Origin of the sequence: Cohnella sp., from assembly GCF_041641335.1 — a bacterium.
GTDB lineage: Bacteria > Bacillota > Bacilli > Paenibacillales > Paenibacillaceae > Cohnella.
This window is the reverse complement of the sequence record NZ_JBEPYQ010000022.1, coordinates 47437-61478: the sequence shown is the minus strand read 5'-3', so window position 1 is coordinate 61478 and position 14042 is coordinate 47437. Positions and strand designations below refer to the sequence as shown.

Annotated in this window: 16 protein-coding genes and 1 tRNA gene; 6 read left to right on the top strand and 11 right to left on the bottom strand. The window is 58.2% G+C overall.

The window, feature by feature from the left end; translation table 11 throughout:
* Nucleotides 1-3: 3 nt before the first annotated feature.
* Nucleotides 4-78: transfer RNA gene (locus tag ACESLM_RS09600), tRNA-Arg, on the top strand.
* Between the two features lie 40 nt (nucleotides 79-118).
* Here ACESLM_RS09600 and ACESLM_RS09595 read toward each other — a convergent pair.
* Nucleotides 119-331: a hypothetical protein gene (locus ACESLM_RS09595; RefSeq protein WP_372631348.1), complete on the bottom strand. Its 213-nt coding sequence runs from the start codon at nucleotides 329-331 to the stop codon at nucleotides 119-121.
* Nucleotides 332-485: 154 nt separating this feature from the next.
* Nucleotides 486-1682 carry an amidohydrolase gene (locus ACESLM_RS09590; RefSeq protein WP_372631347.1) on the bottom strand — a complete coding sequence of 399 codons (1197 nt, stop codon included), beginning with the start codon at nucleotides 1680-1682 and terminating at the stop codon, nucleotides 486-488.
* A 187-nt stretch (nucleotides 1683-1869) separates the two neighbouring features.
* Between ACESLM_RS09590 and ACESLM_RS09585 the strand changes: the two genes are divergently transcribed.
* Complete coding sequence (locus ACESLM_RS09585) at nucleotides 1870-2883, top strand: LacI family DNA-binding transcriptional regulator (RefSeq protein ID WP_372631346.1); 1014 nt, start codon at nucleotides 1870-1872, stop codon at nucleotides 2881-2883.
* 71 nt (nucleotides 2884-2954) lie between these two features.
* Here the strand turns inward: ACESLM_RS09585 and ACESLM_RS09580 are convergent, their stop codons facing one another.
* The 4 genes from ACESLM_RS09580 to ACESLM_RS09565 form a co-directional block, all read right to left on the bottom strand.
* A complete protein-coding gene (locus tag ACESLM_RS09580; protein WP_372631345.1) occupies nucleotides 2955-5504 on the bottom strand; it encodes an ABC transporter permease in 2550 nt (849 codons plus the stop codon).
* Nucleotides 5501-6193, bottom strand: a complete 693-nt coding sequence (locus ACESLM_RS09575; RefSeq protein ID WP_372631344.1) for an ABC transporter ATP-binding protein — start codon at nucleotides 6191-6193, stop codon at nucleotides 5501-5503. Before ACESLM_RS09575 ends, ACESLM_RS09580 begins: the two co-directional genes overlap by 4 nt.
* A gap of 102 nt (nucleotides 6194-6295) precedes the next feature.
* The gene (locus ACESLM_RS09570) at nucleotides 6296-7606 is read right to left on the bottom strand and encodes a sensor histidine kinase (protein ID WP_372631343.1); all 1311 of its coding nucleotides are present in this window, start codon (nucleotides 7604-7606) and stop codon (nucleotides 6296-6298) included.
* Nucleotides 7594-8277 (bottom strand): response regulator transcription factor, encoded by a 684-nt coding sequence (locus tag ACESLM_RS09565; protein WP_372631342.1) that lies wholly within the window; start codon nucleotides 8275-8277, stop codon nucleotides 7594-7596. The genes ACESLM_RS09570 and ACESLM_RS09565 overlap by 13 nt, the downstream gene beginning before the upstream one ends.
* Nucleotides 8278-8507: 230 nt before the next feature.
* Between ACESLM_RS09565 and ACESLM_RS09560 the strand changes: the two genes are divergently transcribed.
* Nucleotides 8508-8786, top strand: coding sequence for a Spo0E family sporulation regulatory protein-aspartic acid phosphatase (locus ACESLM_RS09560; protein ID WP_372631341.1), 279 nt, complete (start codon nucleotides 8508-8510; stop codon nucleotides 8784-8786).
* Here ACESLM_RS09560 and tadA read toward each other — a convergent pair.
* On the bottom strand, nucleotides 8718-9182 hold the full coding sequence (gene tadA / locus ACESLM_RS09555) for a tRNA adenosine(34) deaminase TadA (protein ID WP_372631340.1): 465 nt from the start codon (nucleotides 9180-9182) through the stop codon (nucleotides 8718-8720). The two genes, ACESLM_RS09560 and tadA, sit on opposite strands and share 69 nt — an antisense overlap.
* 231 nt (nucleotides 9183-9413) lie before the next feature.
* On the opposite strand from tadA, the gene ACESLM_RS09550 reads away from it, so the two are divergent.
* Entirely contained in the window at nucleotides 9414-10205 is a 792-nt protein-coding gene (locus ACESLM_RS09550; RefSeq protein WP_372631338.1) for a hypothetical protein, read from the top strand.
* A gap of 3 nt (nucleotides 10206-10208) precedes the next feature.
* Entirely contained in the window at nucleotides 10209-10877 is a 669-nt protein-coding gene (locus tag ACESLM_RS09545; protein WP_372631337.1) for an NAD(P)H-binding protein, read from the top strand.
* A 43-nt stretch (nucleotides 10878-10920) separates the two neighbouring features.
* On the opposite strand, the gene ACESLM_RS09540 is transcribed toward ACESLM_RS09545, so the two are convergent.
* Both ACESLM_RS09540 and motA read right to left on the bottom strand, forming a co-directional pair.
* Nucleotides 10921-11757, bottom strand: coding sequence for a flagellar motor protein MotB (locus ACESLM_RS09540; protein WP_372631336.1), 837 nt, complete (start codon nucleotides 11755-11757; stop codon nucleotides 10921-10923).
* Nucleotides 11738-12544, bottom strand: coding sequence for a flagellar motor stator protein MotA (motA, locus tag ACESLM_RS09535; protein ID WP_372631335.1), 807 nt, complete (start codon nucleotides 12542-12544; stop codon nucleotides 11738-11740). Before motA ends, ACESLM_RS09540 begins: the two co-directional genes overlap by 20 nt.
* 196 nt (nucleotides 12545-12740) lie before the next feature.
* On the opposite strand from motA, the gene ACESLM_RS09530 reads away from it, so the two are divergent.
* A complete protein-coding gene (locus ACESLM_RS09530; RefSeq protein ID WP_372631333.1) occupies nucleotides 12741-13031 on the top strand; it encodes a 4a-hydroxytetrahydrobiopterin dehydratase in 291 nt (96 codons plus the stop codon).
* A 167-nt stretch (nucleotides 13032-13198) separates the two neighbouring features.
* On the opposite strand, the gene ACESLM_RS09525 is transcribed toward ACESLM_RS09530, so the two are convergent.
* Both ACESLM_RS09525 and ACESLM_RS09520 read right to left on the bottom strand, forming a co-directional pair.
* Complete coding sequence (locus tag ACESLM_RS09525; RefSeq protein WP_094050488.1) at nucleotides 13199-13402, bottom strand: DUF378 domain-containing protein; 204 nt, start codon at nucleotides 13400-13402, stop codon at nucleotides 13199-13201.
* A gap of 112 nt (nucleotides 13403-13514) precedes the next feature.
* Nucleotides 13515-14012 carry a GNAT family N-acetyltransferase gene (locus tag ACESLM_RS09520; RefSeq protein WP_372631332.1) on the bottom strand — a complete coding sequence of 166 codons (498 nt, stop codon included), beginning with the start codon at nucleotides 14010-14012 and terminating at the stop codon, nucleotides 13515-13517.
* Between the last annotated feature and the right edge of the window lie 30 nt (nucleotides 14013-14042).

Sequence of the window (14042 nt, the reverse complement as noted above, 5' to 3'; positions counted from 1 at the left end):
TGTGGCTCCGTAGCTCAACGGATAGAGCAACCCTCTCCTAAAGGGTAGATGTCAGTTCGATTCTGGCCGGGGCCGCCATTCCATACATGTTCAGAACCGCGCCTATGCGCGGTTTTCTTTAGTTTCCGGCCGAGGAGCAAGCCTGAACCGCCAAAATCCGGTCGACGACCAGCGTGCGAAATCCGCGCTTCCGGACGTCGTATACGCGCGCCTTGCCGTTGCGGACCGAGAAAAGATCGACCCGGCGCATCGTGAACTTGCCGCTCGTGTCTACGTAGATCAAATCGACCTTTCGTCCGACGCACTTATCGATAACGGTTGAGTTAACCACAAGATACCACTCTCCAAACAAGAACGTTTGTTCTTATTCTAGCGAATGAAAAAAGGAAAAACAAGGGTCCATCGGCAGGGTTGAAATCGTCATTTTTTCTCGAAACGGCGAAAACGCCCTTCCCGAAAGGAAAGGCGTCTCTACGCAGAGTCTCTTATGAACGATCGATTAAATAATGTCCGACAATGCTCAGGAAGGCTTTGGCCGACAGCAGGAGCGCGCGCTCATCGATATCGAAGCGGGGGTGGTGATGCGGGAAGCGGGTCCGCTCATCCTCTCCTCTTGCGCCAACGTACAAGAAGGTTCCCGGCTTATGCTGCAAATAGTAAGCGAAATCTTCGGCACCCATGCGTTTCTCCAAATCTACGATGACGGCGTCTCGAAGCGTATCTGAGATCGCTTTCCGGGCGATGGAGGTTTCCGCGGAATGATTGACCAACGACGGATAACCGTGCGTATAGTCGACGCGGATGGACGCATGGGAGGAGAGGGCAACACCCTCGGTGATGGTCCTTATCTCCTGTTCGATCAACGTTCTCGCTTGGGGATCGAATGTGCGTACTGTCCCTTCAAGCAGCGTTCTGCTGGCGATGACGTTAAAGGCGGTGCCGCCCTGGATTTTGCCGATGCTCACGACGGCCGGCTGCAGCGGACTGACTCTGCGGCTGACGATCTGCTGCAGCTTTCCGACGAGCTCGGAGGCGATCACAATGGAATCGACGGATTCGTGCGGGCGCGCGGCGTGACCGCCCTTGCCTTCTACATGGAGGGTGAAGGCGTCCACCGCAGCCATGAAGGTGCCGTCGCATAGGCCGAATTGGCCGACGGGCAGCTCGGTGGCCAAGTGGATGCCGTACACGGCGTCGACCCCGTCCAGGCAGCCGTCGGCGACCATCGCTTGAGCGCCGCCCGGCGGCTTCTCCTCCGCATGCTGGAACAGGAACACGATCGATCCGCTCAGCGAATCCCGCTGTTCGCTAAGCAGCGACGCGACGCCGAGGAGCGAGGAGGTGTGCCCGTCGTGTCCGCAGGCGTGCATGACTCCGGGAACGGTGGATGCGTATTCGACTTGTTTCTCATCCTGGATCGGAAGCGCGTCGAAGTCGGCTCTCAGCGCGATCGTCGGACCCGGCCGTCCGCTGCGCAGCAAGCCGACCACGCCTCCGCCGCCAACGCCCGTGCGTACTTCAAGCCCGAGCTTGTTCAGCTCAGCGGCGATAAAGGCGGGAGTATGCTTCTCCTCGAAGGAAAGCTCGGGATGCTGATGCAAATATCTGCGCCAGCCGATGATCCGTTCGCCGAGCTTGTCGTCGATCTCCCGGTGCCATTGCGCGATAAGGGATTGTGTCATGGAATTCGTCTCCTTGGTTATAGCCTACTAATCCGAGTTATGAAGTGAAGTATACCAGATTAGGTTTGAAAATAGAACGATCGGTAAGGGGCGATATGCGACGATTCGGTACGTTGTCTGTAGCAACTCCCGTCGGCCTTATGGTAACATCAAGAGGTAGATTGGCGGAGACGTGGGAGGACGGGGAATGGCGACCAACATACGGGATGTGGCGAAAGCGGCCGGAGTGTCGGTGGCGACCGTGTCCAAAGTGTTAAACGGCTATACGACGGTCAACGAGCAGACGAAGCAGAAAGTGTTGAAATACGTGAAGGAGCTGCAGTTCCGGCCGAATCTGGCCGCCCGGTCGCTGGTAGGCCGCCGTTCGATGACGATCGGGATTTTCCTGACGACGGGACTGGCGCATCCTTTCTTCACGCGTATAGTGGCGGGGATGGAGCAGGCTCTGCAGACGAGAGGCTACGATCTGATCTATCTGGCGCAGGTGTCCTGGAGCAAGGAGTACAGCTTCGTGCGGCATTGCCAGAGCCGTAACGTCGAGGGAGTCGTCGTCTTCGGCTTCCAGCATGAAAACACGGATTTCGGAGAGCTGATCGAATCCGGCATTCCCGCCGTGTTTATCGATCTGGACATCCGCGAAGGCCGCGCCGGATATATCACCTCGGATAACCGGGAGGCAACGGAACGTGCGGTCGCTTACTTGGCCGATCTGAATCATCGCAGAGTAGGATATATTAGCGGCAACAAAGATTCTTACGTAAATGTGCACCGGTTCGAAGGGTTCAGAGCGGGCTTGGCGCAGGCGGGAATTCCATATCGCGAGGAATACGCGGCCGAAGGGGATTTCACCCGCGAGGCGGGATACGCGGCGATGCGGAGGCTGCTGGCTTTGCCGGAGCCGCCGACGGCCGTCGTCTGCTGCTCGGATATGAGCGCGATCGGGGCGATCGAGGCGATCCGGGAAGCGGGACTGTCCGTGCCGGAGGACATCTCGGTGCTGGGGTTTGACGACATCGAGCTGGCCGTTTACGTGAAGCCTGCGCTCACGACGGTGCGCCAGGATATGATGACGATCGGACGGAGATCGATTGAACTGCTGGACGAGCTCATTACCGATGAGACGCTGGCTTCGCCCGAAGCGATCGTGCCGACGGAGCTGGTCGTGCGCGAGTCCTGCGGGCCGGCCAAAGCCGACGAATAAAAAAGGCGATCCCTTGCGTATCTCCATATAAGGAGAACGGACAAGGGGTCGCCTTTTTATGACGAGCGCGCCTATGCTTCTTCCCGTAATTCCTCGAGCAGGTTCGCCTTCTCCATCTTTCTAAGCGGCCCTTGTACCGAGATCAAGCCGACGATCAGGGCGGCGCCGGAGGCGATCAATGACGCTCCCCAAGGGAATTCGAACGGAAAGCCCTGGACGGTGTTCAGCTGCTTGTGGAGGAAGCTGCTCATCAGGACGCCGAGCAGAATGCCCCAGAAGCTGCCGATGACGCCGAACCATATTCCTTCCGCGGTCGCCATTTTCCGGATCTGTCCCATCGTCATGCCGACCGCCTGCAGAAGGCCGATCTCCCGGCGGCGCAGCAGCAGGTTCGTCTGCACGGTGTTGACGATATTGAGGCTGCCGATGACACCGATGACTACCAGGAAGCCGTAGACGAAGATCCGCATCTGCACGTTGAAATTACGGGCAGACTTCTGATTCTCGGCATAATCGATCAGATTGCTGCCCGAATGGGCGCGCGCAACGTCCAGCAGCTTTGCCCGAATCGGCTCCGGGTCCGCGCCGTCCCGAAGCGCGATCTCCAGACCGTGCCTTTCGGCGTCGAACTCCGATGGGGGGTATTGGCCGGCGGCGGCCTCCAGCAGCTTGACGAACGTCGGCTGCGTTCCGATGATCGTCAGCGAGCTGTCTTGGTAAGAAGCATCGAACGGAGATTCCGTCAGAATGCCCGCCACCGTAAGCTCGTGCACTTCCGGCTCTTCCCCGGCCGAACCGGAGTTGGTCCAGACGGAGATTCGGTCTCCGACGCGATACCGGGTCATGTCCATGATTCTCTTCTTTCCGCTGTTCTGAATGGGCCTGACGGTCTGAATGAGCAGCACGTTATCGCCTTCCGCCAGCATCTCGGGATCGGTCGTTCCCGAATGCAAGTACTTAGCTGCTTGCTTAAGTCTTGCCTCGTCGTAGAGCAGTACTCGTGTCGGAACGCGGTGGGTTCCTTCTCCGCCTAAGTTCGTTTTCTCGTATCTCACCGCCGTATCCGTTAGAAGATCGCCGTTCAGCTTTGTTTCCGGAACGAGAGAAGGAAGAACCATTCGGTCGTATATTCCGTAGACGGCTTCCACTCCGGGGAGCGCTCCGATCTCGCTCGCCATCTCGTCGGGAATCAGCTCGCCGGCCGCCGGCCGCATTCCGTTCTCGTCCGGGATGGCGGTCCGGGTAAGCTGGAAGGCGATTCGATCGTCCTCGTTCGTCGTTGTCGTCATCGTTAATGTCTGCTGCGTAAAATAGTGAAACACGATAAACAGCATGATGCTGATGACGATCGAGAAAGTCGTAATCCGGAATTTGGTCCGGTTGCGGCGAATGTTGTTCGAAGCCATGCGGCCTTCGACTCCGGCGAGGTACAGCAGGGAAGGAATCCGCGCCCGCCGGTAAGATTCGCGGACGATGCCTCCTGCGCCCTTCGCGGCATCGACGGGAGAGACGCTCGAGGCCTTGCGCGCCGGCAGCCAAGCGGCGAGATAAACGGCGATGTAGCCGATCGCGAAGCTGCCCGCGAAGATCCACCAGTGGAACGTCAGCTCGAACGTCTCCATCATGAGAATTTTCAATCCGGCCTGCGTCATGAGCCACAGCGCGAACCAAAGCCCGAACCATCCGATCAGCAGGCCGACGGGGACGCCGATCGTGGAGAGTACGGTCGCTTCCCGCAGCACCAGATTGCGGATTTGCGCGGGCGTGGCGCCCAGCGTGCGAAGCAAGCCGAACTGGCGAACGCGTTCCAGAACCGCGATATGGAAGGCGTTGTAGATCACGGCGACGGTGGACAGTACGACAAGGCCGATCAACGTTCCGAAAATGACGGCGAGCGCCGTGTTCAGATTGTCGTCCCCGGATTCCCCCATATAGGCCAGAAGCGTGTTGTTCGTGAACAGGCTGGAGTTAAGCTTGGAGAACACGTCGATCTGATCGCTAATATCCACGCCGGATTTCAGCGTCAGGAGAAGAATCGCTTTATCGTCGATCGGCATGCTCGCCGGGTCTGCCAAAGTGAACGCCCTCGAAGTGCCGTTGACCTGGCTCCTCTTCTCGTTGTTAAGAATGCCTACGATGCGATAATCCCTTTGTTCTCCGTCGGGCCCGACCAACCTCGCCGAGCCGTCCAGGCCGGGAGTTCCCGGCAGGCGGTCCAGTATCCATCGCTCTACCGCAAGCTCGTTCGGAGCGGTCGGCAGCCGACCTTGGTACAGATGGATCGGGAGCAGCTTCAACGCCTCTCCATCCGCTTCCTCTACCGTCACGGCGATCGAATTTTCCAGCGGGCTGCGTTCCCCGGTCCTGTAATAGCCCAATTGATCGACGAGCACATGCTTGCGCAGGGTTTCGTAGAGTTCGGGGGTCGGCTTGTCATAGCCGAAGTAGAATGCCCCGCGCTCGTATTTCGTGTTCTGGATCAGATTGTCCTTGAGCGTCTGACCCATCGTTCCGAGCGCGCTGATGAGGGCGACGGACAGAACGATGCCGACGATCGTCAGAATCGTCCGCTTGCGCTGCTGCTTCAAATATTTTCCCGCCATCGCGCCATAGCTTCTCATACGCCCCTCCCGAGACTCCGAGTGTCGCTCTGAAGTCTGCCGTCTTGAAGGTGGAGAACGCGGTCCGCCTCGGCGGCGATACTCATATCGTGAGTGATGATGATGACGGTCTGGTGATATTGGCGCACCGAGAGCTTCAGCAGCTCGATGACTTCCCGCCCGTTGGCGCTGTCGAGGTTGCCGGTAGGTTCGTCCGCAAGGATGATGGCCGGCCGGTAGGCAAGCGCTCTGCCGATGGCGACCCGCTGCTGCTGGCCTCCGGACAGCTCGGAAGGCAGATGCTTCCGTCTCTCGTGCAAGCCCAGCGTGCGGATCAAGTCGTTAAGGTAGGCTTTGTCCGGCTGGCGATGGTCGAGAAGGAGCGGGAGCTGGATATTTTCCTCCACGTTCAGCACGGGAATGAGATTGTACGATTGGAAAATGAATCCGATCTTGCGCCGGCGGAACACCGCCCGCTCTTTCTCCTTGAACGCGTACAGGTTCTCTCCGTCGATATGGACGTAACCGCCGCTGGGCTTGTCCAAGCCGCCGAGCAGATGCAGCAAGGTGCTCTTGCCCGAGCCGCTTGCGCCTACGACGGCCACGAATTCTCCCTGGTTAACCTGGAAGGAAACGTCCTGGAGCGCGTTGACCTGAGTCGTTCCTTTGCCGTAGCTCTTGCTTAAGCCGTCTACGCTAATGACATTCATGTTATAGTCCTCCGATGATGGATTCGCGCGCGACCGGGCCCCGGTCGGGCGTCTATGAACCCAGTATATCGGCGCCTCCTTACAAGCCGAAGGGGGATTCGCTTACAGTTCCGTAAGGTACGCCGTCTTCGACGGAAAAGGATGTAGAGGCAGCGTGACGTGAAATACGGTGCCTCCCGACGCTCCGGAGGTCGCGGACAAGACGCCGCCGTGCTTCTCGACGATCGATCGGGCGAGCGGCAGGCCGAGCCCGACTCCGCTGCCTTCGCCGGACGTCCGGTAAAACTTCTTGAAGATGTGGGGCAAGTGCCGGGGATCGATTCCGGGCCCTTGATCCTTCACGCGAAGGTGGGTAAACGTATGAGTCTGCTCCCACTCCACGACGACGTCGCGTCCCGCGGGGCTGTGCTCGACGGCGTTCTTGAGCAGGTTGGACAGTGCTTCGCCAAGCCAGTGGGCGTCGTGGGGAATGGCGAGCGAATCGTCGGAATCCCCGACCGCGATGCGGACGCCCTTGTCCTCCGCCAACCTCTTCACCGATTGGACTGCCTGTCGCACTGTGTCGGCCAGAGGCGCGGTCTTGACGTTGAGCTCCAAGGCGTTCGCTTCCAGCCGGGCCAGCTTGAGCAGAGTCAGGATCAGCCACTCCATCCGATCGAGCTCGCGGCGGCATCTCCCGATGAATTCGGCCGCGTGAGCTTCGTCGAGCTTGCCGTCCTGGAGCAGATCGGTGTAAATCATGAGAGAGGCAAGGGGAGTCTTCAACTGGTGGGAAATGTTGGCTACCGTTTCCTTCAGGAACGCTTTGTCCCGATGAAGCTGCTCGATCGTTTCCTTAAGCCGCTGGGACAGCTCCTGAGCTCCGTTGGCCAGCAGGCCGAGATCGCCTTCCTCGTAAATGCGGCTGGCGATCGGTTCGTTGCGTTTCACCGCGCCTTCCATCGCGATCGCGAGATGACGCAGAGTACGGGATTGGCGGACGTTCTCGCGATAGAGCAGCGCGGCGGCCAGCGCGACGAAGCAGACGCCGCCGAGAAGCAGTGTCCAGTTCGTGCGGCTGCGGTATTCGCCCAGGGCGGGAATCCAGCGTTCATCCGTCTTCGCGCTCATTCCATAGCGCTCAAGCCACTCCAGCCCTTGCGCGGCAGTTTCCGGCGAGGCCGAGCCGGAGGCCGTCAGCAGGCTGAGCCACTTCTCGGCCAGCTCGGGATGCTCTTCGGCCAAGCTGCCCAGCAGCGCGGCTTCCCGGTCCAGCCAGTCCTTCTTCAGCCTCTCGGCCGATAGATGGCTGTAGAGCAGAGCGAGAACGACGAATAGAACGAGAAGCAAGGACAAAATAAAAGCAAGCCTCCGAAGCGAAGGATTGCGCCACTGACGAGCGAATTCGACTTTATCGTTCTCTAGACGTTCCATCGATATCCGGCTCCTCGGACGGTGACGAGATATTGGGGGTTCTGGGGGTTTTCCTCGACCTTTTCCCGCAGCCTGCGCACGTTCACCGCCACCGTATTGTCGTCGAGCACCTCTGCGCCGTCCGGCCATACGTGACGAATAATCTGGTCTCTGGACAGCACGGCCCGGGGATGCGTCATGAACAGCAGCATTAAGCGGAATTCCGTCACGCTTAGCGGGATATCACGCCCGTGCTTCTCCAGCCGCATCTCGCCGACGTGAAGCGTCAGAGGACCGGCGGCAAGCGTATCCTCCGTCCGTCCGGAAGGTCCTCTGCGGCGAAGCACGGCCTGGATGCGCGAGAGGAACTCGCGCAGACGGAACGGCTTCGTAATATAATCGTCGCCGCCGATGTCCAAGCCGCGAACGATGTCGAATTCCTGGTCGCTTGCGGTCAGGAAAATAATCGGGACGTCGCTCTCCCGCCGGACCTGCTGGCAGAAGTCGAAGCCGTTGCCGTCGGGAAGCTGCACGTCCAGCAGGAGCAGATGGACCTCATGGCTGCCGAGGGCGCTCCGCGCCTCGGCCAGGCTGCGCGCGCCGATGACCTCGAAGCCTTCTTGCTGCAAGGTGAACTGAATGCCGCGGTGCAGGGAATCGTCGTCTTCGACGAGCAGAATGCGAAGGTTCAACGGCGAGTGCTCCTTTCTGGATGTAGAAGTGGAGGATAAGCTCCTAGGGAACTAGTTCCAATTTCCTGAATTTGTCGGAAAATTCCTTGAAATTGGGTGGTTAATCTCGACAGCATTCTACAAAAAACTGGATAATTCTGTCCTATAATGAGAGTAGTTCAATTATCCTAGCGTTCGGTGACGAAGTGTGACAAATTTCTACGATCGACATCGAGGAGAGGAGCGGTCAGATGACCACCCTAGAGACAACCGAATTAATCACTCGCCTCCAACAGCTGCAGAGTCGATTGTGCGAAATGGCTGACGACCTCGGCAATCTGACCGACCCGGAGATTGTAGCGGTCAGCGAGGAAGCCGACCGGTTAATCGTTCAGCTCCAACGCCTTCGCAAGGAGGAATCCGAAGTCCGGAAGCTGAACGATGTCTGCCCGGTATCTCTATTATCGGCTCCGCAGCCTCCGGAAGAAATCGGTAAGCAGAGCCGAACATTCTTCTTGAAGCACTCCTGATGTCCAAGCCGATGCGTGATTGAAGCGGGAATCTTGCAGCAGATCCATTAGCGTGCCTACGCATCCGGCCTTCGGATCGGTCGTTCCGTATACGACTCGTTCGATGCGGGATTGCAGAATCGCGCCCGCGCACATCGGACAAGGCTCGAGCGTGACGTACAAAGTACAGTCCAGCAGACGCCAGGCCTGGAGGCGTTCGCTGGACTGCCGAATGGCGATCATCTCCGCGTGGGCGGTCGGATCGCGATCGCGCTCCCTTAAATTGTATCCCGCGCCCACGATAACGCCGTCCCGAACGACGACGGCGCCGATCGGAACTTCCCCTAACGATTCGGCAAGCTTAGCCTGCGCAATCGCTTCTCTCATCCAACGTTCATCTTCTTCGATTAAACTCATAGCAGTCCCCTTACTCCGCGAACGTGTATTCGATGTTAACATACTGTGCACAAGTCTGTGGATAAATAGCCAGTTACCCACAGAGTTATACACAGAATGTGTTTATAACGGTGTGAATAACTGAATATAATTGTATCAGGTTGGCAAATAAGTTCAAATCCTAGATGTTCCCGAATATAGATGAGTGAACAACTCGGACAATCCGTCCGAGCACTGAGGAGGGCGTCTCGGATGGAGAAGCTGGATGCGGTATTTCGGAGTCATCCCGAGCTGGAGCCGACGGGCAAGCTGAGTTTGTCGGGAGAGCCGTTCTGTTCTGCGGAGCGGTTGCTCGCCTATACGAGAAGAAGAAATCCACAGGCGCCGGATGTGGCGGAGGTCTATATTCGTCTAGGCCGCCAATACGGGATTCGCGGAGACGTCGCCTACTGCCAGGCTGCGTACGATACGAGATGGTGGACCGCCGAGCTGTCCGGTCCGGACTGGGCGCCGCAGGTGAGAGCGCAGTGGGCCGAAGAAGCGGCGATCGAGAACCGCATTCAGATGCTGTATACGCTGGCAAGCGCTCTGCCGCTTCCGGGAGAGACGAAGCTGGCGGACGATCGGCACATCGTGCACATCGAGCGCTCCGGCTGGAGAGGCAAGGCCCCTTGCTGGGAAGATCTGAGCGGCAAGTGGTCGCATTACGGCAATTCCGGCTATGGCCGCTATGTTGTGGCGATGTGGCGCGGCGTACTGGAATGGGACGGCAGAGGGGTTCCTCCCAAGCTGCCAGTGTATCGTCAGGAGCCGACGTCTTCCGTCCGTTCGGCCGCGCGGAAAGCCGGAACGGTCGACTGGTCGTCCTTCGTCAGCGAGCAGATGAAATGGCTGCAGCACCGGCAGCTGCTGCCCGTTCCGACGCCTCATCCCGACCGCAAGGTGACGTGGGAGGAGCTCGCCGCTTTGCTTCGACAATGGGAAAGTCGCCCATTCGCTGATACAATGGAGGAGAAGCAAGTCCCGACAAGAAAAGAGGGATAATGGATGTCTTCTTCATCAACAACGGCGGCAATCGCCGGCGCTTCCGGACTGGTCGGCTCTTGCCTGCTTCGCCGGCTGCTGGACGATCCCGGCTATCGCCGCGTCGTCGCCTTCGTCCGGAAGCCGCTGCCGATCAGCCATCCCAAGCTCGAGCAGGTCGAAGTCACTGTGGACAACCTCCCGGGAGCGCTGGCGGATGCGGCGGCGGAAGATTGGTACTGCGCGCTGGGCACGACGATCAGGACGGCTGGAACGCGGGAGGCGTTCCGCCGGGTCGATTACGACTACCCGATGGCGCTTGGCAGGCAAACGGCGGCATCCGGAGGCAAGCGATTCCTGCTAGTCTCCGCGGTCGGGGCTTCGGCATCGTCTTCGATTTTCTACAGCCGCGTGAAGGGAGAACTGGAGCGGGACTTGGAGAAGCTGGGGATACCGGAGCTATATATATTCCGACCTTCGCTGCTGCTCGGGGAGCGCGAGGAATACCGCAGGGGAGAACGCTTCTTCGGTTATGCGATGAAACCGCTCAATCCTCTGCTCGCCGGCCCGTTGGCCAAGTACAAAGCCGTTCAGGCGGATTCCGTCGCGGCGGCAATGGTTCGTGCCGCGCGAAGCGATGCGGCAGCGGGAACGCATCTGTATGAAGGCAAGCGGCTGTTCGGCAAGCATTGAAAAAAGAACGCCGCGGAGTGACATCTCCGGGCGTTCCGTGAGTTTATTCAGATGCAGCTTGGGCTTCGCTTGCGCTTGCGTTCACCGAGATCGACTGGCTGCCTTCGGTCGGTTCAACGTAGTGCCGCAGAATGGAAACCTCGACCCTGCGGTTTACGGCTCTGCCGGCTTCGGTGGCGTTGCTCTCCAGCGGGTGGAATTCCGCGTAGCCGGTCGCGCTGAATTGCTTCGGATCGAAAGCTTCGTTCTGAAGCAGAATCTTCATGAAGTTGATGGCCCGTTTGGAGCTGAGCTCGTAGTTCGACGGGAACTCGAAGGTATTAATCGGCTGGTTGTCGGTATGTCCCTTCACCTGAACCTCATAATCCGGGTATTGTTCAAGCATCGTACCAATCGCTGCGGCCAGCTTCTGCGACTCAGGCTTGATGGTGGCGCTGCCGGAAGCGAACAGCGCGTTGTCCCGAATCGTGATCAGCAGCTGCGATTGATTCAGTTGCGTCTCAAGCTGCGTGGACAAACCGTTCTTCGCGATATATTGATCGAGATTTTCCTTCAGCTTTTCCAAGTTTTCTTGCTCTTCCTGCTGCAGCACTGCCCGGGTCTTATTCTTCCGTCCGTTGTCGAGACGGTTCTGCGTATCGTCGGTGCGACGTTTCAACTGGTCGTCTTCTATAATGGAGCCGCCGTCCAGAACGCCGATGCCGGAGCTAAGCGCCGTCTTGAACGCCTTGCTCAATTCTTCCAGCTTGGAGATGTTGACCGAACTGGATGCATATAGAACGATGAACAGCGCCAGCAGCAAGGTCATCAGGTCGGAATAGGGAAGGAGCCAGGACTCGTCCGCGTGCTCCTCATGATGTTCATGCCGTTTTTTGCTCACGCTGTTCGTCCTCCTTCTCGGCGAACGCCAACCGCTCCGTAGGAGTCAGGAACACCAGAAGCTTCTGCTGGATGGCGATCGTGGATACGCCGGACTGAATCGAGAGAAGTCCCTCCACCATCATCAGCTTCAAGTCGACCTCGCGTTTGGAAAGACGCTTCAATCTGTTGGACATCGGATGCCATAGCACGTAACCCGTGAAAATCCCGAGCAGCGTGGCGATAAACGCAGCGGCGATAGCGTGGGCCAGCGCGTTCATGTCAGCGAGATTGCCCAGCGCGGCAATCAGTCCGATAACCGCTCCCAGTACCCCGAGCGTCGGAGCGTACATACCGGCTTGGGAGAAGATCTGCGCGCCGGCGCGGTGACGCTCTTCCGTCGTCGAGATATCCTCCAGCAGAACGTCGCGAACGAAATCCTGCTCGTTGCCGTCGATGATCATTCTCATGCCGTTCTTCAAGAACGGATCTTCGATCTCGTCTACGCGGGCTTCCAGAGCAAGCAAGCCTTCGCGGCGCGTAATCGTCGCCCATTCCGTAAACATCTCGATGACTCTCTCGCGAGCGATAAGCTTGGGCTCGGAGAAGATCAGCTTGAACAGCTTGGGCACTTTGGCGAGGTCCGACATCGGAAAGGCCACGAAGACGGACGCGGCGGTCCCGACAAGAATGATGATGTAGGCGGCCGGATTGTTGACCAGATTGATGATCGGAGCGCCTTTCAAATACATCCCGAAAACAAGAGCAACCAGACCTAGAGCCAAACCAATGAAGATTGAATTTTTCATCGTACACCCCGATATATGGAAGAATGTTATGTACGCGACAGGAGCTTGCACTTACAGCCGACACGATAATAGTTTTATCGACAGGGAAGGGCGAAAGCTTTAGAGGAGAACCTTCTTTTTCGCAAATTCGTCGCAAGGTCGACCCGCGGGAAAGGCGAAAGGGGAGGGAGGAACCGTAGAACGAAGGAGGCCTGGCATGGGCAAACGACCGTTATTGACAGAAAAAGAGCTGGAAGAAGCGTTGGGGCAGCTGGCAGGGTGGAAGGTCGAGGAGGATGGCAAATGGCTCGTCCGAAAACGGGTATTTCCGTCCTTCATGGAGGCGATCGCGTTCGTGGGCAAGGTCGCGGCTATCGCGGAGGAGCACAATCATCACCCGTTAATCGGCATCGACTACAAGCGGGTATCGCTGCGGCTGACGACGTGGCATTCCGGGGGACTGACTTCTCTGGACGTGGAATCGGCGAAGGCGTACGACCGGTTGTAAGCAAAAACGCCTTCGGCGTCCTCTGGACGATGAAGGCGTTTTGTCGGAGACGATTCAGATAAGGATAACGAATTTTATACTTGCTGAATCGTTAAAAAAATGAGGCCGCGGAGTCTTCCCGGCGGCACGCCGCCGGGAGCTTCCGCAGCCAGGTTCCGTTCTTCTCTCTAGTCGTCCTTGGCGACCTTCGGAAGAAGGGCGATCGTGTACAGCGCCGCGATTCCGACGATGATATACACGATCTTCGAGCCTACCTCGTCCGCTCCGCCGAAGAGTTCACTGACGACGTCGTACTCGAATAAGCCGACCGACAGCCAGTTCAACCCTCCCAGAATGACAAGGATCAGGCTAATGACGTTTAGCGCCTTCATTCAGTTACAGCCTCCTTAATAGGGGATTAACGCCCTTTTCTGGTGAAACTGCCTGACAGGAGCAAACTCATTCTTGGTTGTTCTCTATAGTTCTATGAAGGGCGCTTGGCGGTTATGCCATTCCCCGCCAAACCATACAGTACACGCTGACGATTCCGTGCGTAGCTCTGCGATCGTATTGATCCGTGACGACGAACCCCGCCTTCTCGTAGGTCCGTATCGCGCGGCGATTCCATTTCTCCACTTCCAGATCGATTTCCGCATCGGGCCGCCTGCGAGCCGCTTCCTGCACGACCAGCCGGGTCAGATGAATTCCCCAGCCCCGGTCGCAGCAATCGGGGCGCAAGCCCATGCCGATCCGAACCGTTCGCTCCATCGGGAACAGCTGCACGTATCCGACCAACCGCTCGTCATCGGATGTTCTTACGGACAAGTATTGGCGGGCGCGGATATGAGGATCCCCGAATTCCCGTTCCTGCTTGACCATGTCGTCCCAGGGCGGCCACCTGAACAGGTGGTAGGGCTCGGGGTAGCGCCATCGGCATACCTCCCGTCCATCCTGTTCAGTCATCGGCTCCAGCGTTAGCGGGAGTGGTGCGAGATGGCTCATCATTGCTCTCCTTTCGGCTTGTCGCGGGCT

Coding starts and splice junctions, on each gene's coding strand:
- ACESLM_RS09520 (WP_372631332.1), bottom strand. CDS start 14,012: ATGAGCCATCTCGCACCACTCCCGCTAACGCTGGAGCCGATGACTGAA.
- ACESLM_RS09570 (WP_372631343.1), bottom strand. CDS start 7,606: ATGGAACGTCTAGAGAACGATAAAGTCGAATTCGCTCGTCAGTGGCGC.
- ACESLM_RS09575 (WP_372631344.1), bottom strand. CDS start 6,193: ATGAATGTCATTAGCGTAGACGGCTTAAGCAAGAGCTACGGCAAAGGA.
- motA (WP_372631335.1), bottom strand. CDS start 12,544: ATGAAAAATTCAATCTTCATTGGTTTGGCTCTAGGTCTGGTTGCTCTT.
- ACESLM_RS09580 (WP_372631345.1), bottom strand. CDS start 5,504: ATGAGAAGCTATGGCGCGATGGCGGGAAAATATTTGAAGCAGCAGCGC.
- ACESLM_RS09525 (WP_094050488.1), bottom strand. CDS start 13,402: ATGAAGGCGCTAAACGTCATTAGCCTGATCCTTGTCATTCTGGGAGGG.
- tadA (WP_372631340.1), bottom strand. CDS start 9,182: ATGAGTTTAATCGAAGAAGATGAACGTTGGATGAGAGAAGCGATTGCG.
- ACESLM_RS09560 (WP_372631341.1), top strand. CDS start 8,508: ATGACCACCCTAGAGACAACCGAATTAATCACTCGCCTCCAACAGCTG.
- ACESLM_RS09590 (WP_372631347.1), bottom strand. CDS start 1,682: ATGACACAATCCCTTATCGCGCAATGGCACCGGGAGATCGACGACAAG.
- ACESLM_RS09545 (WP_372631337.1), top strand. CDS start 10,209: ATGTCTTCTTCATCAACAACGGCGGCAATCGCCGGCGCTTCCGGACTG.
- ACESLM_RS09530 (WP_372631333.1), top strand. CDS start 12,741: ATGGGCAAACGACCGTTATTGACAGAAAAAGAGCTGGAAGAAGCGTTG.
- ACESLM_RS09550 (WP_372631338.1), top strand. CDS start 9,414: ATGGAGAAGCTGGATGCGGTATTTCGGAGTCATCCCGAGCTGGAGCCG.
- ACESLM_RS09585 (WP_372631346.1), top strand. CDS start 1,870: ATGGCGACCAACATACGGGATGTGGCGAAAGCGGCCGGAGTGTCGGTG.